Origin of the sequence: Pseudorhodoplanes sinuspersici (assembly GCF_002119765.1) — a bacterium.
In the GTDB taxonomy this organism is placed as follows: Bacteria; Pseudomonadota; Alphaproteobacteria; order Rhizobiales; family Xanthobacteraceae; genus Pseudorhodoplanes; species Pseudorhodoplanes sinuspersici.
Genome location: NZ_CP021112.1, coordinates 928,778 through 949,472, shown reverse-complemented (window position 1 = coordinate 949,472; position 20,695 = coordinate 928,778). Strand labels below are relative to the sequence as shown.

General features: G+C 58.7%; 15 protein-coding genes. 5 read left to right on the top strand and 10 right to left on the bottom strand.

Annotation, left to right across the window (positions count from 1 at the left end; translation table 11 throughout):
* Positions 1-175: 175 nt before the first annotated feature.
* The 4 genes from CAK95_RS04765 (at position 176) to CAK95_RS04750 (ending at position 6,844) form a co-directional block, all read left to right on the top strand.
* Positions 176-2,458 (top strand): methyl-accepting chemotaxis protein, encoded by a 2,283-nt coding sequence (locus CAK95_RS04765; protein ID WP_086086897.1) that lies wholly within the window; start codon positions 176-178, stop codon positions 2,456-2,458.
* A gap of 193 nt (positions 2,459-2,651) precedes the next feature.
* The gene (locus tag CAK95_RS04760) at positions 2,652-3,650 is read left to right on the top strand and encodes a small ribosomal subunit Rsm22 family protein (RefSeq protein WP_086086896.1); all 999 of its coding nucleotides are present in this window, start codon (positions 2,652-2,654) and stop codon (positions 3,648-3,650) included.
* Positions 3,651-3,725: 75 nt separating this feature from the next.
* Positions 3,726-6,221: a DUF3772 domain-containing protein gene (locus tag CAK95_RS04755; RefSeq protein WP_086086895.1), complete on the top strand. Its 2,496-nt coding sequence runs from the start codon at positions 3,726-3,728 to the stop codon at positions 6,219-6,221.
* Between the two features lie 77 nt (positions 6,222-6,298).
* The gene (locus CAK95_RS04750; RefSeq protein WP_086086894.1) at positions 6,299-6,844 is read left to right on the top strand and encodes a CAP domain-containing protein; all 546 of its coding nucleotides are present in this window, start codon (positions 6,299-6,301) and stop codon (positions 6,842-6,844) included.
* An 8-nt stretch (positions 6,845-6,852) separates the two neighbouring features.
* On the opposite strand, the gene CAK95_RS04745 is transcribed toward CAK95_RS04750, so the two are convergent.
* The 7 genes from CAK95_RS04745 to CAK95_RS04715 all read right to left on the bottom strand — a co-directional run bounded on the left by CAK95_RS04745 (position 6,853) and on the right by CAK95_RS04715 (position 16,688).
* Positions 6,853-7,362: a GNAT family N-acetyltransferase gene (locus tag CAK95_RS04745; protein ID WP_086086893.1), complete on the bottom strand. Its 510-nt coding sequence runs from the start codon at positions 7,360-7,362 to the stop codon at positions 6,853-6,855.
* Between the two features lie 28 nt (positions 7,363-7,390).
* Positions 7,391-8,584 (bottom strand): lipopolysaccharide biosynthesis protein, encoded by a 1,194-nt coding sequence (locus CAK95_RS04740; protein WP_086086892.1) that lies wholly within the window; start codon positions 8,582-8,584, stop codon positions 7,391-7,393.
* A gap of 806 nt (positions 8,585-9,390) precedes the next feature.
* Positions 9,391-9,939, bottom strand: coding sequence for a DUF924 family protein (locus tag CAK95_RS04735; RefSeq protein ID WP_086086891.1), 549 nt, complete (start codon positions 9,937-9,939; stop codon positions 9,391-9,393).
* 10 nt (positions 9,940-9,949) lie between these two features.
* A complete protein-coding gene (locus CAK95_RS04730; RefSeq protein WP_086086890.1) occupies positions 9,950-11,746 on the bottom strand; it encodes a long-chain-acyl-CoA synthetase in 1,797 nt (598 codons plus the stop codon).
* Between the two features lie 245 nt (positions 11,747-11,991).
* Positions 11,992-13,101, bottom strand: a complete 1,110-nt coding sequence (locus tag CAK95_RS04725; protein ID WP_245303627.1) for a CobW family GTP-binding protein — start codon at positions 13,099-13,101, stop codon at positions 11,992-11,994.
* Positions 13,102-13,127: 26 nt separating this feature from the next.
* A complete protein-coding gene (locus CAK95_RS04720) occupies positions 13,128-14,588 on the bottom strand; it encodes a D-alanyl-D-alanine carboxypeptidase family protein (protein WP_086086888.1) in 1,461 nt (486 codons plus the stop codon).
* Between the two features lie 312 nt (positions 14,589-14,900).
* Positions 14,901-16,688, bottom strand: a complete 1,788-nt coding sequence (locus CAK95_RS04715) for a glucan ABC transporter ATP-binding protein/ permease (protein WP_086086887.1) — start codon at positions 16,686-16,688, stop codon at positions 14,901-14,903.
* Positions 16,689-16,913: 225 nt separating this feature from the next.
* Here CAK95_RS04715 and CAK95_RS04710 point away from each other — a divergent pair, with 225 nt between their 5' ends.
* Entirely contained in the window at positions 16,914-17,813 is a 900-nt protein-coding gene (locus CAK95_RS04710) for a LysR family transcriptional regulator (protein ID WP_086086886.1), read from the top strand.
* A 171-nt stretch (positions 17,814-17,984) separates the two neighbouring features.
* On the opposite strand, the gene CAK95_RS04705 is transcribed toward CAK95_RS04710, so the two are convergent.
* From CAK95_RS04705 to CAK95_RS04695, 3 genes are read right to left on the bottom strand one after another with little or no spacing between them, the layout of a single operon-like run.
* Complete coding sequence (locus CAK95_RS04705) at positions 17,985-18,758, bottom strand: ABC transporter permease (RefSeq protein ID WP_086086885.1); 774 nt, start codon at positions 18,756-18,758, stop codon at positions 17,985-17,987.
* The gene (locus CAK95_RS04700; protein WP_086086884.1) at positions 18,755-19,552 is read right to left on the bottom strand and encodes an ABC transporter ATP-binding protein; all 798 of its coding nucleotides are present in this window, start codon (positions 19,550-19,552) and stop codon (positions 18,755-18,757) included. The genes CAK95_RS04705 and CAK95_RS04700 overlap by 4 nt, the downstream gene beginning before the upstream one ends.
* Before the next feature lie 23 nt (positions 19,553-19,575).
* Entirely contained in the window at positions 19,576-20,604 is a 1,029-nt protein-coding gene (locus CAK95_RS04695; protein WP_086086883.1) for an ABC transporter substrate-binding protein, read from the bottom strand.
* Positions 20,605-20,695: the final 91 nt, after the last annotated feature.

The window sequence follows — 20,695 nt, the reverse complement described above, 5'->3', positions numbered from 1 at the left end:
TTCCGTCCACACATTGCCGCGTCAGTTGGGACCTGTACCCAATTCAAGGCGCCGGCCGCCGGGCGCAGTGCGAAGGCGGCAATAGAAACGACGAGGCAGGACGCGTTCTATTTACCGATCTCCTGAAAACCGAATTTTGTCACGTCTCAGTCGTGGCTTGTTAAGGACTGCAGAAATGCTCTCTTTTGGTAGTTGGAATTCCCGCTTCAAAATCGGTACTCGTATTACCGCGGGTTTTGTCATCGTTCTTGCGCTGCTCGCAGGCGTTGCCGTGAGTGGTGTGCTCGGTCTCTCCGGGGCCTCGCACAGCTTCCAGGAATATGCGGATGAATCGGCCGCCAGCGGCAAGGTCGCACAGGCCGATCGTGATTTCGTCGCGATGCGTCTCAACATTCAGTTCTACTTCGACAAAGGCGAAGAGAAGGTGCTCGCGAGGGTCCGCGAACTGGGTAACGACGTCCGGAACGGATATGCGGCGGTGCTTGCAAGTTCGACTTCCAAAGAGCAGCAAGCAATGGTGCGCAAAGTGCTCGATCAGTTCGAGCAATATGTAAGAACCTTTGACGACGCTGTCAGGGTCCAAGCCGAGCAGATCAAGACCACAAACGAAGGCACCATCCCGCTTGGTAATAAGCTACGCAGCGAGCTCAAAGAGCTGATGCAAACCGCTGCCAGCGAGAATGATCTGGCGCTTGCCAGCCAGGCCGGCGTCGCGATGGAACAATTCCTCTGGGGTCGCATCAATGGTCTTCAGCATAATTTCAACCGCAATCCGAAGCTCGAAGAGGCGGCCCGCGCCCAATTCGTGCTCTTGGCGGATACGCTGAAGAAGATTGGCGAAGCCGCCCGGACCCCCGAGCGAAAGGAAAAGCTTCAGCAGATGATGAAGTCGATGGCGGCCTATACGACTTCGTTCGAGGCAACCATGAAGCTGCTGGCAGAGCGGAGTCGTTTGCTGGAAGCAGAGAACAGATTGTCCACCGCAATGATCGCTAGCCGGGGCGAAGTCAAAAAGAGCCAGGATGCCAATCTGGCTGCGACCAGGAAAGCGAGCGAATCCGATATCTCATCTGCGATGACGATGAGCATTGCAGCCGCTGTGCTTGCACTTGTACTTGGTATTGGCCTGGCTTGGATTATCGCCCGCGGCATCACCCGCCCGATCCTGTCTCTCAGCAGCGTGATGCGGGCGATCAGCGGCGGCAAGCTCGACAGCGAGGTTGCCGGTGTCGATCGTCGTGATGAAATCGGCGAAATGGCGCAAGCCGTACTTGTGTTCCGAAATGCCGGTCTGGAAAAAGTGGGCCTCGAGCAGGCGGCCGAACAACAGCGTCAGGCGGCTGAGGCCGAGCGGGCTCGCAACGAAGCCGCGCAGCGTGAAGCTGCTCGCCAGGTTGCGCAAGTGGTTGATGGCCTAGGCCGTGGCCTTGAGCGTCTGGCACAAGGTGACCTGACTTATCGTGTTCAGGAAGAATGGGCTGCCGATTACAGGAAAGTCCAGGACGATTTCAACGCCGCGATCGGTCAGTTGCAGGACACGATTTCCAATATCGCCCTGTCCAGTTCCGAAGTATCGAGTGCGGCTGCGGAAATCTCGACCAGCACGACCGATCTGTCACAGCGCACGGAGGAGCAGGCGGCAAGCCTGGAGGAAACCTCTGCCTCGATGGAGGAGATCGCGGCAACAGTGAAAAAGAATGCCGAGAACGCACAGCATGCCAATCAGCTCGCACAAGGTACGCAGGAGATTGCAGGTCGCGGGGGCGCTGTCGTTGCTGAAGCGGTGAATGCCATGGCGCGAATCGAGGAATCTTCTCGCAAGATTTCCGACATCATCTCGGTGATCGACGAAATCGCGCGTCAGACGAACTTGCTTGCCCTTAACGCGGCGGTGGAGGCTGCACGAGCAGGCGAGGCTGGCCGAGGCTTTGCGGTTGTGGCGTCCGAAGTGCGTTCCCTTGCGCAACGTTCATCGCAAGCGGCGAAAGATATAAAAGATCTGATCGTCGGCTCTTCCGGTCAGGTGCAGGAAGGCGTCGAGCTTGTGAACCGCGCCGGTCAGTCGCTGAGCGAGATCGTCGAATCGATCAAGAATGTCGCCGACATTGTGGCGGATATCGCCAACGCCAGTTCTGAACAGGCGACGGGCATCGATCAGGTCAATCGCGCGCTCAACCAGATGGACGAGGTCACGCAGCAAAACTCGGCACTCGTCGAGGAGAATGCAGCAACCGCCAAGACCCTTGAAGAGCAGCAGGCGGCCATGAACCAGCGGGTTGGCTACTTCCGGTTCGATCGTGCCGGCGTTGCCTCACATGCGCCGGCTCCGTCGGTCAGGAAGCCGGTGCCTCAGATGAAAGCGACCGCTCAGCGCACGGGACGAGGCGGACCGGTTGGTCGTATGCAGAGCAATCTTGCGATTGCTTTGAATGCGGACGAGGAGATTGCCGAGTTCTGAGATTGGCTGTCGCCCAATCCTGAAAAAGGTATCTGATTTCGGTGGGTGGCGATTTTCATCGTCGCCCGCCGTGTTTTATAATCTGTTGCATATTCCGTGCCCCGGGTCATGACGTGACAGAGCAAGACAATGTTGCGCGGACACGTGGGTCGCCTGTGACTGTGAGACGCGTCCACCCACAGCCGGTATAAGGATGGAACTTCCGCGCGCAATCCGTCAGGCTGTTGATGCCGCGCTCGAAGGCGCGACGCTGGCCGATTTGCAGCGAGCCGCGCAAAGGTTGTCGGAGCGCTATCGCTCGGAGACTCGTGACGGCCGTCAGCATCTTTCGGATGAAATGGCAGCGCTGGCCTATCTCGCGGCACGTATGCCTGCGACCTATGCTGCAATTCATGCAAGCCTGGATGCCGTCGCGGTCATGCGGCCTGATTTTGCGCCGACCACGATGCTCGATGTCGGCGCCGGGCCCGGGACTGGCGTCATCGCCGCGCATGATTGCTGGCCCGATATTGCTGAAACAACGCTGATTGAAAACGCTGGCGTGATACGCAGCGTCGGCGAGCGTTTGTTGACGGCCGGCGGCATCAGGCGGCCGCGATGGTTGTTACATGACATCGCGGCATTTCCGGTATTGGATAAGGTCTATGATCTCGTCCTGATTGCTTATGTGCTCGACGAAGTGACACCTTCCGCGATCAGGCCGCTGATAGAGAAGCTCTGGGCCACGACGGCCGATACTTTGATGGTGGTCGAACCTGGAACACCGGCCGGATGGTCAAGAATTCTGGAGGTGCGTGCACAACTCTTGGCCGCCGGAGCTTATCTCGTGGCGCCATGTCCGCATGCTCGGGCCTGCCCGCTCGCGCCGCCCGATTGGTGCCATTTTTCGCGGCGTGTTGCCCGTTCGCGGATGCACCGGCAGATCAAGTCTGCAGATGTGCCGTGGGAGGACGAGAAATTCATCTACATCGCGGCATCACGTAAAAAGGGGGAGTCTCCGCAAGCGCGTGTGATTGCCCCGCCGATCGTTCGCGGAGGCACCGTCTCGCTTAAACTCTGTGAAAACAGCGGCGCAGCGGCCTTGCGTCTCCGTTCGCGGCGAGAGGGGGAGGCATTCCGGCGGGCACGCCGACTGGCCTGGGGTGACGTAATTTGGCCTGACGCCATAATACCTACCGATTCGACTGCTTGATCCTGCCGCCGCATCGTATTCGATATCTCGCATGTCCTTGATCGAGGCTGAGGGGTATCGGCTCCAGGAAGGTCCATGCCGAGTCAGTTTATATCGCGCGGCTTGCTTGCCGCTTTGATGATCGTTGCCGCGCTGTTTGCGGCCCCGATGTCATTTGGGCAAAGCAAGGCGCCTGCGCCTTCCGATCCAGCCTCAACTGCGCCGGCGGAGCCTATCGCGCAACCTGACGCGGCGGCGAAGCAGCCGAACCCTTCGCGCACGGCCGAAGCGATCGCTCCGCTAAAAGAGGCCATCGATCGGATGGAAGAGTTGCTTCGGCGCGATGATCTGACCGACGCGCAGCTCATCGAGAACCGCGGCAGTATCGAGCCTGTTCGAGACGAATTGCGGGAAATCATCGCCTCGCTCGAAGGGTGGCTTGCCGATGTCGATACCCGGCTGAAACAGCTTGGCAACCCGCCGGAGGACGGTGAACCTAAAGAGGACGCCAATCTCGTCGTTGAGCGTACGCGTCTGAAGGAGCGGCATGCGGCACTGGACGGCACGCTGAAACAGGCGCGTGTATTGGCTTTACGCGTCGAAAGCATCTCCGAGCGGATTACCGAGCGGCGCCGTGCGCTGTTCACCCAAGAGTTGCTCGGTCGCACATCGAGTGCGCTCGATCCCAGCTTCTGGGCGCAGGCAGCAAAGGCTGCACCGGACGGGCTGCGTGGCGCCGTGCTGCTGGTTCAGGGTTGGATGGATCATGTGCGCGCAGCGACGACGGTTGGTACGGTCGTGGCGGCAAGTTTTGCTTTGCTGGCATTTCTCATATGCGTCGGCTTGATTCTTCGCTGGCTCGGCCAACACGATTTCCGGCCAAGAGAACTGGGGACGCGTTTCGCGAAATCGTTCTTCGCGATGATTTCGCTTATGCGTATTGCCATTACGGCGCCCGCGATCGTGGCAGGAGCCATCTTGATCCTCAACGCGTTTGGTCTCGTGCCGGAGCGCATGATCCACATTGCTTTCTCGCTAGCGGTCGCCGTTGGGATTGCGGCTTTCGGACGCGGTGTGGCGTTCGGCCTATTCGCACCGGACGATCCGGAACGGCGCTTGCTCGTCATACACGATGACACTGCGCGTCTGATCTCATCGAAGCTTGTGTGGGCGGCGCGTGTTCTTGGCGTTGTCGTTTTTATCAATGTTCTATTGCGGGCCGTCATTGCGCCGGTATCGCTGACGATCGCGACGAGTGCAATATTCTCTGTCGTTATTGCCGGTATCCTCTGCCATTTCCTGTTCATCGTTGGGCGCAGCCACGAGCAGGACGATGAGGTCGGCGGTGCAGGCTGGCTTCGTGCCGGCGGGTGGTTGCTCGTGATCGGGATTGCTGCGGCGCTAGTTACCGGCTTCATTGGTCTTGCAGCCTTTCTGGCTGGACGATTTCTCACGGCGCTTGGCCTCATTGGGGCGCTCTACATTTTCCTTGTCTTCATTGATGCGCTCTTTACCGAAGTATTGACGGCATCGACGCCGCGCGGACGAGCTGTTGCAAATTTCTTCGGATTGAGACCACGCTCGATCGAACTGATTGGCACGCTGTTATCGGCAGCGATCCGGCTCATTCTGATCCTCGTGGTGCTGCTGCCGCTGCTTGGACCATGGGGAATTTTCGCGGCTGATTTCTTCGGCGTGGTGCGCGATGCGACATTCGGCTTCCGCATCGGCGACGTCACGATATCTCTTTCGACCATATTCGGCGCATTCGCGACGATTGTCATCGGCATCCTGGCAACACGGGCGGTGCAGCGCTGGCTGCAAACAAGCTTTTTGCCGCGGACAGCGCTTGATCCCAGTCTGCAGCACTCCATTTCGACGATCTTCAGCTATCTTGGCATTATTGCCGCAATTTCATTTGCGCTGGCCCAGCTCGGCGTTGACTTCCAGAAGATCACGCTGGTTGCCGGTGCATTGTCGATCGGCATCGGCTTTGGTTTGCAATCGGTCGTGTCAAACTTCGTGTCCGGTCTCATTCTCCTGGCCGAGCGGCCAATTCGCGTCGGCGACATCATCAATGTGAAGGGTGAAGAGGGACGGGTGCGATACATCCATGTCCGTGCGACGGAGATTGAAACCGGCGATCGCGCCAGCGTCATCATTCCGAACTCCGAACTGATCACGCAAGTGGTGAAGAACCGTACGCATATAGACACATTCGCGCGCGTGTCCGTGCCCATCGGGGTTGCTTATGACAGCGATGTTGCGAAAGTGCGTGATACATTGATGCAGATCGCGAAGGACCATCCGCATGTGATGCAAAGTCCCGCGCCAACGGTGTTTCTCACAGGATTCGGCGATAGTGCAATCAATTTCGAACTAGGCTGGTTGGTTCGTAATATCGGCGATGCCGCGGGTGTCAAAAGCGATATCTGTTTCTCCATCCTCGAAAAGTTTCGCGAGCAAGGCATCGACATACCCTATCCGCGGCGGGATATCCGTATTCATGGAATCAACGATGCCGAACCGGAGGCCGGGACGGGACCGGAGATGTCAGAACCGGCGGCCCCAAAAAAGCCCAAACGAAAGTGATTTTGGCGAGCTGAGGGGCGATTTACCGTTCAGTCACCATTTTGCGGCCATTTCGGACGCTTTGGGGGGGTGCCAGCATGTTTGGCCGTCCGAATTTTGCGACCGTTACTGGCGGGCTTTGTCTCGCCTTGCCGCTCATGCTTGGCGGCTGCGCGACCGAGCCGCCACCGTCGCAGCCGACGTTCTATCAAAGCATGGCAAAAGAAGGCGCGCAGCTCGATCCGCAAGCTGCAGCCTCGATGATCTCCGGATTTCGCCGCAACAATATGTTGAGCGATGTCGTCATCGATCCGCAATTGATGCAGATGGCCGAAGAGCAGGCGCGGGCCATGGCAACGCGTGACAAGCTTGATCACAACGTCGCCGGCAATTTCAAGGATCGCCTTCGGCGCTCTGGCTACCGCGCCTCGACCGGTGCAGAAAATATTGGCGCTGGATATCACACACTGGCCGAAGCCTTTTCGGGCTGGCGTGATTCGCCGGGACATAAAGCCAACATGCTGTTGCGGGGCGCGAATCATATGGGCATCGCGGCTGTTTACGTACCGAACACGAAATACAAGGTCTTCTGGGCGCTTGTGCTGGCGGCACCGGACGATCGTCGGGCGGAAGCTCCGCAATAAGCGAAAGTTCAGGTGAGATCGCGCTGCATGTGAACGGCGCTCTCGTCGTATTTTCTGCGTGCCGCAGCTTGAAGGGCCGGATCATCAGTCTTTCGAAAACCCATTCGCATCCAGAATGGTTGGCTGCCGCTGACAGCGACCAGCGCTATCTGCGGGACCCGAATCCCTTTTGCGATATCCACGATCGTCGGCACCAACCTGCCGGCCAGGCTCCTGCGCTGCATGGACGGATCGAGAGTCAGATCGTGGATGAAATAGCTGGATGGATTTTTGGGGAGCGTCTCCAGGAATGTATCGAGAGACGGCGGCACTCCTTCGAGCCAGGGATGCGAAAAACAATAACCGTATATGGCGCCATCGCGTTCCGTCAGCGTGAAACAACCTTTGGGAAAGAGCGCGAACTTTTCTTCCAGAACGCTCCGGCGCTCCGGATAATCGATATGGACTCGAGCTGAAAGTTCGTCGACGGCAGGAATATCCGCCGCTTTCATGGCCCTCCATGTTGCAATATTGGGCATTGGGGCCTTCTCGGATGCGCGAACGCACTCACGTCCGCGGGGCACCCCAGACGAACAGATGGAACCCCAGGCGGCGCTTGGCAATGATGAAAATCATCACCGATTCGACGATGAAGGCGATCGAGGTCGAAATCGCAGCACCGAGGACGCCATAAGGTGGGATGAGAACGAAGCAGAGCCCGAGATTGGTGACAAGGGCGACGAATGCGGTGAGAGCACAGAGCTTCTGCTGGCCGAGCATGCTGAGAAAACGCTCACCCGGCCCGATTGCGGCGCGTGCCAGAATGCCAATGGCCAGAACGAACATGATAGAGTAGCCGGTGACAAATCGCTCGCCAAACAGTCGCAACAACGGCCAGCCGAGGGCCAGCACGACAATCACCGCAGCAAGAGACGGCCAGAAAGTCCAGCGGACAGCATCTTTCGCGAAGGTGCGGAGCTTGTTGTAGTCGCCTGCCTCATAATACTCGCTGAATTTATGTGCGGAGGCTGCCGACACTGCAAAGTAGACGAACGAAACCAGTGCGAGCGTCTTCGCTGCGGCGTAATAGATAGCGATTTCCTCGGGCGAGCGGAATTGCTTGAGGATCAGAACATCAACATACATCAGCAGCATGTAGAGGCTGTCGACGAGGAACATCGGCACCGATACGGAAATCCAGCGTGGAATATCGTAGCTTTTTGGGCCGGTCGGGACTTCCGTCGCAAGTTTGCGCGTCAACACGACATACTGCCCGATGGCGCATGCCCAGATCGAGATCGCCGCGATGACAATGCCGGTCGTTGCGTCGGTCGCCACGCCACCGACATAGGCAGCCCCCATCAGTCCGATGACAAGCAACTGCCGGATCACGAAGGGCGGCAGCAATGCGAGGTTCGGCCAATTATAAGACCGTGCGATGCCATCCTGCACATGCATCACGCCATAGACAGGCAGGATCAGGCAGCCAATGTAAAGCGGGACGATCGTGTACTCATCCAGCCAATGATCGAGCGAATGGATGACCAGTGCGCCGATCGCCGAAATCGCCATCGCGATCCAGAATGTAAGCCAGCGGCTGCCCGAGAGAAAGCCGCGCAAATGCGACCATGCACCTTTCTCGGAATATTGCGGGATGAAGCGCTGGGCCGACGATGCAAGGCCTATATCGACAAGGCCGCCGAACACCATCACCCAGGTCAGCACATAGACATAGATTCCGAATTCGTGCCCCCCATCCATCGCGCAAGCATGACTTGCGAAATGAAGGCAAGCGCTGCGGCAGCAACACGGATCAGGAAGGCTGTCGATGCGACGCGTTGCGCGAGCGAGCGATCGCTGTGATCGACAAGCCAGGCGCGGAACTTTGTATAGAGCGTATCGGGGAGGAGACCCGAAACCCGGTCCTGGTCTCTTGAAATCAGTGCCACGGCACACGTCTCCACGCCGCGCCGTTGGCCGGCACCATCCCTATGGCGCAATACCAGAGCGCCGTTAAGACCTAATTCGGCGAGTGGTTAAAATACGAACGATCGGCCAGACATGCGGCCTCCGTGGGGAGGTGAAGAGAAAAGCCGATTTAAGTATCAAACAGCCACGCGCCATTGTTCCCGCGCGATGCGGGTTGAGTGAGGGACGACGATGCGCCGGCAAGCGCAGGGTAGTCCTTTTGATGCTGCGCCCACTTGCGTGAACGCAGCCGCCTTCCGGCGCATCGTCGGCAGCGTTTATGCGACGCCGGGCCGCGCTTTGCGCCGCGCCTGCTATCGAAAGCAGACGCGTGTCAGCCAGCTCCTGGCAGAGGCTCTTAGTGGCCTCGGGCGGAGCCCCGGCGCCGCCCGAGTGCTGGCTTGCGAACCAGCCCGCAGGCGCTGCATCCCGCTCCGCCATTCAGAACGCCTCCGGACGGCGCCCCTCGTTGAGCGAGACGATTTCGGTATAAAATCCTATAGGAATTTTGTCAAGAGAGGCGTTCCGATCGCTTGCCGCCGGCTTCGTCGGCCGTAACACCAGCGCATGCCGGCAAGAAACGGCGTTCTGCAAACGAACTAACCGTCAAATCCGCCCGCTTTCAGAAAAGCTTTTTCTTCGGGCGTCGTGTCCCGGCCAAGCACCGGATTCCGATGCGGAAATCGGCCGAAACGACGGATGATATCTTCGTGGATCTCCGCATATTTCAAGCTGTTCTCGTCGCCCAGCGCCTTGTAAAGCTCGACACATTGCTGCTGATCCTCGATTTCCTCGGAATGCATCAGCGGCAGATAGAAAAATGTCTGCAGCGCCTCCGGCACCATCTTGTCGAAACCTTTCGCCAATGCCCGTTTTGTTATGTCGCGTGCGATGGGATCGGTCGCCCATGACTTGGGGCTGCCGCGAAACATATTGCGGGGAAACTGATCAAGAACAATGATGAGTGCAAGTGCGCCCTCCGGCGCTACGTCCCAATCGTTGAGGCGGCCAGCCGCGGCGGCTTCGTATGTCGATAGAAATTGCTCGCGGACCGTGGCATCGAAGGTATCGTCCTTATTGAACCACTTGTCGTAGCCAGCGTTCTGCCAGAACGAAATAATATCGACCGGCAATTTTACCTCACTCATCAGATCTTCCTTACACACGCTGCTGGCCGGATTGAATCCGCTCATACAGATCTTTGTCCAGCGGCACGAACGTCTGTTTGACGGGGTCGTTGAAATAAAGTGGATCGGCACTCTCGTCAGGGTCAAACCCTTCTTTCACCAGGTCGACTTTCCGTTGCTTGAACGTGGCAGTGACGTCGATGTCCTTGCGGATACGCAGGAAAACCGGTCGGGCATAATCGGGCAGGGATGCCTCAAGATGGCGATGGAGTGATTCAAGGTTGCAATCGTGACAAACAATCGCGGCCATGCCTGCCCGGCCTTCGTGTTTCGGCATGCTGACGCCATAAACGTTGGTGTCTGTGACACCTGGAAGCCGGTTTATGACCTCCGCAACCTCGGAGGTCGAGACATTCTCGCCCTTCCATCGGAAAGTATCGCCGATGCGGTCGACGAAATAGAAATAGCCATGCTCGTCCTTTCGCATCAGATCGCCGGTGCGGAACCAGATGTCATTGGGTGCGAACACGCTCCGTAAAATCTTTTTCTCCGTCTCCTTCTGGCCCGCATAGCCCTCGAAGCGGTTGCCGGGCTTATTGGGGTCATTGACGATTTTGCCGATCGCTTCGCCGATTTCGTTCGGTCCGCAGGGAATACAAAAACCTTGTGCGTTGCGAGCGGGCTGTTCGGTTTCGACATCGAAACGAACGAGGGCTGTGGGGAATCGGTGCTCGATAAACCAGGGCAGACGGCCGATCGCCCCGGTCTTGCCCTCGAAATTGAACATCAGCACGTTGCCTTCGGTCGCCGCATAGAATTCAAGGATCAGCGGAATCTTGAAGCGGTTCTTGAACTCGTCCCAGATGTCAGGACGCATGCCGTTACCGCAGGCGAGCCTCAGCTTGTGTTTTGTCTCGTTCGGTGAAGGCGGCGAATTGACGAGATAGCGGCACAACTCGCCAATATATTGCATCATCGTGCAATCGTTGTTGACGATATCGTCCCAAAATTCGCTTACCGAGAAGCGTTCGCGGATATAGACCGAGCCGCCGTTCACCAGCAGCGAGCCGATGGCGCAAAGACCGCCCGCTGTATGATACATCGGCAGGCAGACATAGTTGCGGTCTGACGCCTTGGTTCCCATCACGCCGGCAAAGCCGTAGCAGGCCAGCATCACGCGATAATGGTTGATGTTCGCCGCTTTCGGCATGCCGGTGGTGCCGGAGGTGTAGATGTAAAGCGCATGATCTTCGATGGTGATCGACGGTCGTTCCGACGCGGCGAGCGGTTCTCCGGAACTTTCGTCGGCAATCACGTCGATTCGCGGCTCGAGACCCGCTGTCTCGCCGTGAACCCAGACCTTGATCGGCGACTTCAAATAGGGGCGGATACTTTCGAACTGGCCCACAAGCTCGGCCGCAACGACGATGTGCTTCGGCGAGACGATGTCGATGCAATGTGCCAGGGAGGGGCCAACGAGATTGGTGTTCAGCAAAGCCGTGACGCCGCCCGCGCGCGTGATGCCGAGCCAGATTGCCATGAATTCCGGCCGGTTCGGCATCAGGAGACAGACGGTCTCGCCTTTTGCCAGCCCTTCGCGCAACGCCCATCGCGAGTAGCGGTTCGAGCGCTCGAACAACGCGCGGTAGCTGAAAGTCTCTCGCGCCGAGAGCAGGGCCGGCTTGTCGCCGTGCCGCGCCGCCAATTCCTCGATCACGTCGGGGAAGGTTCGCTTCGGATTCTTCGCGATATGCGTCGTCATCCGCAAGGCGCGCAACGCGCCGCGGATGAAGACGAAATCTCCCTTAAGCTGACTGAAAAAACCCATACCCGGCCCCAATGGGTTTTGAAGCTAGCATCAAAAAGTCGCCACCGGGTTTCAAGAGGTGGTTAACTAGTGCCGCGATTTTGAAGTTCCTGCACCATTTGCAGCAAGCTCTTGTCAGGAACTTCAAAATCAAAAGCGGCACTAGAATCATAGACTTGCCAGTGCATCTTTGTTTCCGAAGTTCGTACAAGAGATTGCGGCAGATACCGCACGAACTTCGGAAACGGTGCACTGGTTACAATCTGTTAACGGTCCCGGCCGCCGAAGGGCACCAGCGGATTATCCACGATGGCGGCGGCATCCGGCCGATCCGGTGCGGTATAGCCGAGAAACGCATCGAACAGTTCCCGGATGATCCGCGGTTCGATGTCGCGGACGATGAAGACCATGCGCGTCCGCCGGTCGTCATCCGGCCAGCCTTCGAGTTGCGCGGCAGGATGCAGCACGTGCTGGACGCCGTGCAGCACCATCGGCCGGTCCGGCGTCTCCTCGACGTTGACGATGGCCTTCATGCGCAGAAGATTCGGTCCGTGCGTGGAACGGAGCAACTCAAGGAACAGATCGAGCATCGCGGCGGGAATGGCGCGCTCGGTCGATAGCGTGAAGGCCCGGACACGCTCGTCATGCCGGTTGACGTCATGATGATGGTGATGGTCGTGGGCTTGCGCGGCTGCGATAGCCTCATCGGCCAGCCAGCGGCTGACATCGGGGATCTTGCGTGATGGATCGTAGAGGCCGCAGCCGAGCAGGTTTGCCGGGGTCGCTTCGCCTGCCGCGGCGTCGAGAAGGGTTGCCGCCGGGTTGAGCTTGTGCAGCCGCTGCAGCAGCGTATTCCGGGCGGCGATGTGCTCTGGCGTGTCCAGCAAATCGGTCTTGGTGAGTACGATGCGGTCGGCGACAGCGGCCTGTTTCACGGCTTCGGCGTGATTGTCGAGTGTCGCTGAACCGTTGATCGCGTCCACCAGCGTCACCACGCCGTCGAGCCGGAAGCGCATCAGCAAATATGGATGCGACATCGCCGTCTGCAATAGCGGCGCGGGATCGGCGAGACCGGTGGTTTCCACGATCACGCGCTTGAAAGAAGCGCGACCGTTATCGAGATTGCGCAGGAGCCTTTCCAGCGCTGTAACAAGATCACCGCGCAAATTGCAGCACAGGCAGCCGCTGGACAGTACCATCATGTCGCCATCGATCTTCTCGACGAGAAGATGATCGAGCGCAATATCCCCGAACTCATTGATGATGACCGCTGTATCCGACAGGGCTGGATCCTTCAGCAGTCCGTTCAACAATGTTGTCTTGCCGGCGCCGAGAAAGCCGGTCAGCAGCGTCAACGGAATAGGTTGCGGCGGCACGCGTTCCGCCGGTTGTTCGCTCGCCGTCACCGCGTGGTCGCAGCCGGTTGTGCGGGTTTAGCTGCAGGTTTGGCAGTCGCCTCGGCGGTTGGTCTCTGTGCTGGATCAGCAGATTTTTTCGGCTTTGGCTTTGTCGTCGGGGCCGCCGTTGTCTTCGATGAGCCAGCGGCAGGTGCCGCCGCCGACTTGGTCGCCTTCTTCTTTGCCGCTGATGCAGGTGCAGCCGTGTCCGGCTTGGCAGTCGGATTCGCTGTTCCGGTCGAGGTAAATTTGCCGACTGGCGGCGCAGACGGCGTTGTGAGCGTCGGCTTCGCCGACGTGGTTGCTGGTGAGGCCGCCGCAACGGGCGCCGCGGCCGGCTTCGCTGGTGTGGCTGCGGCGGTGGCTGAAGGTTTGCTCTTCTTCTTCGGTTTTGGGCCGGCAACCTGCGTGTCCGGCACCGATCCCTTGGTCGGGCCAAGGAACACTTCAATCGGCTCCATCGACGGCACAAGCGGTCCGATCAGAGCGGATGGCTTGGTATTGGCCGTATGCAGGCTCGAGAGCATGACAGCTTGCGGCGAATTTGGGTCCATGCCGGGTGGCAGCGTGGCCTGCGTATGCTCGTCGTCGATGTCTTCCGATTCGGCGGCCGGCCGTTTGCGTTTCTTGCCGCAGATATCGTCACGAAGGTTTGGCGGCGGGGCATCGATGGCCTTCAGCGTCTCGACCGTGCCGGAGGTCGGTGTCAGCCATGAAAATCTGTTGCTCTGGAATCCGCGCTCAAGCATCTGCGCAGCCTTCACGGCACGCACGCCGCCAGAGGGCGCACCGAACACGACCGCAATCAGCCGCCGGTTATTGCGTTTGGCGGAAACGACAACATTGAAGCCGGAGGCACAAATGAAACCGGTCTTCATTCCGTCGGTGCCAGGATAGCGATCGAGCAATGTGTTGTAGTTGCGCATGACACGCTTGCCGAGCTTGATCGCGGAGATGCGCCAATACAGTTCGTATTCCGGCAACTCACGATAGATGGCGCGAGCCAGGATCGCTTGATCGCGCGCCGACGTAATCTGCTCGTCGGCCGGCAAGCCGTTCGGGTTCACATAGCTCGTTTGCATCATGCCGAGCCGCGCGGCTGCACGGTTCATCTCCTCGGCGAAAGCCGGGACCGATCCGGACACGCCTTCAGCCAGGGTGACGGCGATATCGTTCGCCGACTTTACCATCAGCATCTTCAGCGCGTTATCGACCGTCAGTTGCGAGCCGGCCTTGAAGCCCATTTTGCTCGGAGCCTGTGCGACCGCGTCTGGCGAAACGGTGATCAATGTATCGAGCGAAATCCGTCCGGCCTTCACCGCCTTCAATGTCACATACGCCGTCATCAGCTTGGTGACCGAGGCGGGGTACCAGGGCTGGGTGGCATTCTCGGAGTGCAGCACGCGGCCGCTATCGGCCTCGATCAGCAGCATGGACTCGGCGCCGGCACGCTGAGCAGACGCCATGATGAAGCATCCCAGGATCAGGCCGGTCGCAATAACGGGTCTGGCCCGCGCAGGGAGGAAGGCCGAGGATGCAATAATCACGTCATACAGTCCGGTTGCTGGTGTCGGCCCATCGGAACTATGTCGGGTAAGAGATGACTCAATTTACGCCGATCAGGTCCCGGAAAGCAAAGTGGAAGTCCGGAACCCCTACGATTTTGCGTCCCGAACCTGCTCATTCCCCAAGAAAACGACCAAAGTTCGACGCCTCAATGGGGACAGGCTCTCATGGCACGGGTTCCCGGAAATGTGGTTACCGACCGTCGATGTCGCCTATTCGGCCGCGTCTTCGCCGGGACTGTCCCGTTTCTCTCTGACAAGAAATTGCGAGCGGGCCAACTCCGCAAATGCGCCCTCCTGCGCCACGAGTTCGTCGAAGCTGCCTGTCTCGATGACGCGTCCGTCGCGGAAAACCAGAATGTGCGTCGCATTGCGGATGGTGGCCAGCCGATGTGCGATGACGAAGGTGGTGCGGTCTTTCATCACCTCGTCAAGCGCGGCCTGTACCTTGAGTTCGGTGGCCGCATCGAGCGCGGAGGTGGCTTCATCGAGAATCAGGATTGGTGGATTTTTGAGAAGCGCGCGGGCGATCGACAATCTTTGACGCTCGCCGCCCGACAGGAAACGTCCGCGCTCACCGACAATCGCGTTCAGCTTTTCCGGATTGCGCTCGACGAAATCGATCGCCTGTGCGCGCCGCAAAGCCTCATACATTTCGGCATCGGTTGCATCGGATTTTCCGGCAAGCAGATTCTCGCGGATGGACCGATTGAATAGCAGCACTTCCTGGAACACGACGCCGATATTCCGGCGCAGGGCAGAGAGTTTCATCGCCTTCAAGTCGGTGCCGTCGATGGTGATACGGCCCGATTGCGGATCGAACACGCGATGCAGCAGCGCCAGCGCCGTGGTCTTGCCGGCGCCGGTCGGGCCGACCAGCGCGATCACTTCGCCTGGCCTGGCGTGGAAAGTCAGGTCGGCGATGGCGGGCCGCTTGCCGTCATAGGAGAAGGAGACGTCTTCAAAACGGACGTCGCCTGTGACCCGGCCAGGGTCGATGGCATTCGGCGTGTCGCGAACGGAGGGGGTGGTGTCGAGAACGTCGAAGAATTCCTTGAGCCGCGGCGCCACCATGAAGACGCTGTTGATGAAGCCTGCAACCTGTTCGAGTTTCGTCACCAGCATGGTGGCGAAACTCATGAACATCACGATTTCGCCGATGGTGGTGAGTCCGTGAAAGAACAGCCATGTCCCGAGCAGGAAGATCGATAGCAGTGTGATGGTGGTTGACGCACGTGTCAGAACCGTCATCACCGCCCACCAGGACAACACCGGCATCTGCGCGCCCAGCAGCCTCTCGACCACCATGCGCAGGCCCATGACCTCGGCCTCGACGCGGGCGAAGCTTTGCACCAGCGCGACGTTGCCAAGGGCGTCCGAAGCGCGTTCGGCAAGGTCGGAATAATACTTCTCGACCGATGTCTGCAATTCGCTGGTCCGGTGCAGGACGTAACTCGTGAGGGCAGCAAAGATCGCGCATAGAATGATAAGCAGCGTCGCCAGCCGCCAATTCAGGAACAGCGACAGCGGCAGCAAAATGAAGAGCGAAACAAGAGCCGCGAAATTCTCGCGGAAGAACGAGAGCCAAAGACCCCAGAGCGAGTCCGTGCCGGTCAGCATCACCTTCATGAGCCGGCCGGAATGCGAGCCGCCGTGATAGGCAAGCGGCAGTTGCAGGACATGCTCGAAATAGTCGGTCAGAACGGCCTGCCGCCGACGATGTGAAAGGCGGTCAGCATGCAGGGCGATGAAGACGCCGCACAGGATCGTGAAAAGTCCGAAGCCGGCCCATGCGCCCAGGAGGGGCAACAGCCCCTCGAAGGTCAGCGTCGTGCCCTGTTTCTGAGAGCCGGCCAGCGCATCGATGATGCGGCCGAACAGGACTGGCTCAGCAAATTGCGCCGCAGCCAGCGCAACGTTCGAGAAGGCGAGAAACCATCCCAGCTTGGCTTCGGGGCCAAGCAGCGCGAGAACGCGACCATAGAGGCGAAAGAGATTCATTTGTTCGTAGGGTTCCACTAGAACGTCGTACTCAACGCAACCTAGGATTTATCCGCTACGAAACTACCCGGCTATGTGAACAGATGAATGGCTCTTCGTTCATCTTCCACATCGTTATCATCAATAAACTACATGTGATTGCAGTTATATGCACACCGTCCGCGAGTCTATGCCAGAATACGCAGAATAAACATGTGAAAAATAACACCTTCCAAGACTTGGCGAATGATCAACATCCCGACGGAACTTCTGCGAACTCTGGTTGCAGTCGTGGATTTCCGCAGCTTTACGAAAGCGGCTCAGTCGCTTGGTGTGACGCAACCTGCAGTCAGTGCACAGATCAAGCGATTGCAGATCCTGCTGGAGAGTGAATTATTCGACAAGAGCGCCCCTGGCGTTAGCTTGACGCCATCAGGGCGTCTCGTCGTGAACTTTGCTCGCCGTATGTTGAGCATCAACGACCAGATTGTGGAAATCTCCGTTCCGAAATTGTCGGCGCAATCCGTTCGGATCGGTGTCTCCGGTGATTTCGCAGCGCCATTGCTGCCGCCATTGCTGGCCGAGTTCAAGCAGCGCTATCCCGCCCTTCGTTTCTCGGTTCGCGGTGAACATTTTGACATCATGTCGCGCGATCTGCGGCAGGGCGATCTCGACCTGCTGATCGGATTGTCAGAAGGTGATGTCATGACGGATGCGCGTCATCAGTGGGCTGAGCCGATGGTCTGGGTGCGGAATCCGTCGTTGCAGCTCGATCACGATTCTCCGGTGCCGCTGGTGACATTCGGTGAAATTTGCGCATATCACCGGTTGGCCTTGAGGGCGCTTAACAGAGCGGAGCGGCCCTATGAGATCGTTTTCGTCGGAGCGAGTGAAGCGAGCATCTTTGCTGCCGTCAGCAGCGGCCTCGGCGTCAGTGTCATGCCGTCACGATTGGCGAAGAGGGCAGGGTTTGAGTCATGGGAGGATGCGCCGCTGCCGCCGGTCAACGATGTCTATTTCGGTATCTGTCTTGGCGAAAACGGTGAGCGGATCGTGCTGGAAGAACTTGCCGACGCCGTGCGCGACCTCTTGTACGCCGATGCGTCCTCGCAAGTGGCAAAGGCTCTGTCCAGCAATCCTGCCTAGGTCGGATGCCGGATTCCATCCAAGCCGGGAAGGCTCCAGCGTGATCCAGAACCGGTGCGGATTTCACGACTAGAGCCCTGGCGTTGATGGAATCAAAGCCGGGGCTCTAGCTTTTTTTGTTTTGACGCGTTTTCTTCACGCGAACCGGTACCCACTTCGCTCGAAAACGCTTTAGTTTTGAGCGAAACCCGAACGCTGTGCCCAGCCGGTCATCCGTTGCTCCAGCACCGCCATCACCCAATACATCGCGATACCCTCGATCGCGAGCGCAAGCAGTCCCGCAAAGATCAGGGGCACATTGAACTGTGCCTGTGCCTGCAGCATCAGGTTGCCGATGCCGTTGTTGGACGCGACGCTTTCGGAGACGACTGAACCCACGAAAGCCAGCGTGATCGCCACCTTCAGCGAGCCGAAAAAGTACGGAAGAGAACGAGGAATGCCGACTTTGCGCATGATGTCCAGTTTGGATGCGCCGAGTGCCTTCAGCACGTCCTCGAGTTCGGGCTCGATGGTCGCGAGACCAGTCGCAACGTTGACGACGATCGGAAAGAACGAAATCAGGAATGCCGTGAGCACCGCCGGGATGAAGCCGATGCCGAACCACAAGACGAGGATCGGCACGACAGCAACCTTGGGAATGGCATTGAAGCCGATCATCAGCGGGTACAAACCGGCATAGATGGTTCGTGACCAGCCCACCACGAGGCCGAGCGCGAGGCCGAAGCCGACTGCGAGCAGGAAACCCAGCATCGTGGTTTCCAGCGTGATCCAGGAATTGCGCAGGAGCGCCGGCCAGTAATCGATGCTGGCTTTAAACACTGCGGTTGGCGGCGGCAGGAAGAATTCCGGAATCTGGAAAACGCGGCAGATGAGTTCCCAGATCAGGAACAGCGCGACGGTGCAGATCCAGGGAGCCAGCCGAATGAAGACCTGAGCGTTCTTCATTGCCGGGCCTGCACGATGTGTCCGCGCAATTCCTGCACGATGTCCTGGAATTCCTTGGTGAAGGTCACGTCGAGTTCGCGCGGACGCGGCAGCTCGATTTTCTTTTCCACCAGAATACGGCCGGGCCGCTGCGACATCACGAAAATGCGGTCAGCGAGAAACACGGCCTCGCGCAGATCGTGGGTCACGAGAACCACGGTGATGCCACGCGCCGCATGAAGGTCGCGGATCACGCACCACAATTCCTCGCGCGTGAAGGCGTCGAGTGCGCCGAATGGTTCGTCCAGCATCAGCAATTGCGGTTCATGGATCAGCGCGCGGCAGAGCGATGTGCGCTGCTGCATGCCGCCGGACAATTGCCAGGGAAACTTGCTGCCGAAGCCGCCGAGGCCCACCGAGGCGAGAAGCTTCTCGGCGCGTTCGACATATTGTGCTTTGTTCCGGCGCAGTTCTCTGCGGTGTGGCTGCACGATTTCCAGCGGCAGCAGCAGATTTTCCAGTGTCGTCCGCCACGGCAACAGCGTCGGCGCCTGGAACGCCATGCCGGCGATCTTGACCGGTTTGGTCACGGCCTGATTGGCGACGCGGACATGGCCGGCGAACGGGAATTGCAGCCCCGTGGCCAGTTTCATCAATGTCGATTTGCCGCAACCGGACGGGCCGACAACCGCGGCAAATTCGCCGCGGTTGATATTGATGGTCAGATCCTGAACGGCGAGAACGCCCTCGGGCCCGGCTGCAATCCCGCCATAGCGGTGACTGACGCCGTCAAGCGATACGAAGCCGGGCTCCATCGTTCCCCCAGGGTCAGCCGAGCTTACAGCTTGCGGTCGGCCGCAGCCGGCAGGAAGGACGCATCGAAGATGGTTTCGCCCTTGGGCTTTCCGTTCTTGAAATCGTAAGTGATGGCGATCTGGTCGATCGACTTGTCCAGACGATCGGCGTCAACACTACCAAACCCGTTCGCTTTCACCTCGGGCGTCAGGATGTTGTCCTTCAGCGCCATCTTGAGCCGCTCAAGCTCGACATCCTTCTTGGCGACATCGTTGCGCTTGATAACAGAATCGACCGCCGTTTCCGGCGACTTTACGGTGTCCTTCAGCCCCTTCAGGAAGGCATTCAGGAACTTCTTGACCACTTCCGGCTTCTCGGCCGCGAATTTCGGATTCACGATGATCGCATTGCCGTAGAGATTGACGCCGTAATCGGCCATCAGCATCACGACGATGTCGTCAGCCGGTACGCCGCGATCCTTCAGGTTGATGTAGGACGAGAAGGAGAAGCCGGTGATGGCGTCGACCTGACCAGCGGCCAGCATCGGTTCGCGAACCGGGAAGCCAACATTCTCGATGGTCACTTTTGAGGGATCGATGCCGTTGGCCTGGGTGAAGATCTTCCACTGCGCATAGGCGCCGTCCGGGGCCGGAGCGCCGAGCTTTTTGCCTTCAAGTTCCTTAGGCGTGGTGACGCCGCGGCTCTTGCGCGAGACGATCGAGAAGGCCGGCTTATTATAGACCATGAAGATGGCCTTGATCGGCACGTTGGGATTGGCGTCGCGGAACTTGATCAGCGAGTTGATATCACCGAAGCCGATGTCATAGGTGCCGGACGCGATGCGGTTCAGCGGCTCGAGCGAGCCACCCGCGGTGTCGATGGTCACGTCCAGCCCTTCGGCCTTGTAGTAGCCCTTGTCGGCTGCGACCAGAAACGGGGCCGCCGGGCCCTCGAATTTCCAGTCGAGCGTGAATTTTACGGGGGTCTGGGCCATGGCCGAACCACAACCGAGCGCCGTTGCAACGGCGACGATGACGCCGGTCCTCCGGAATGCTTCCGCAACAATCGACATTTTTTATCCTTTCCCGACTCCGTCCAGCAGCTCTTTAAGGCCCGGCTAGGACGTCACATACATAACCGTCACGTTAACAGCAAAGAACATG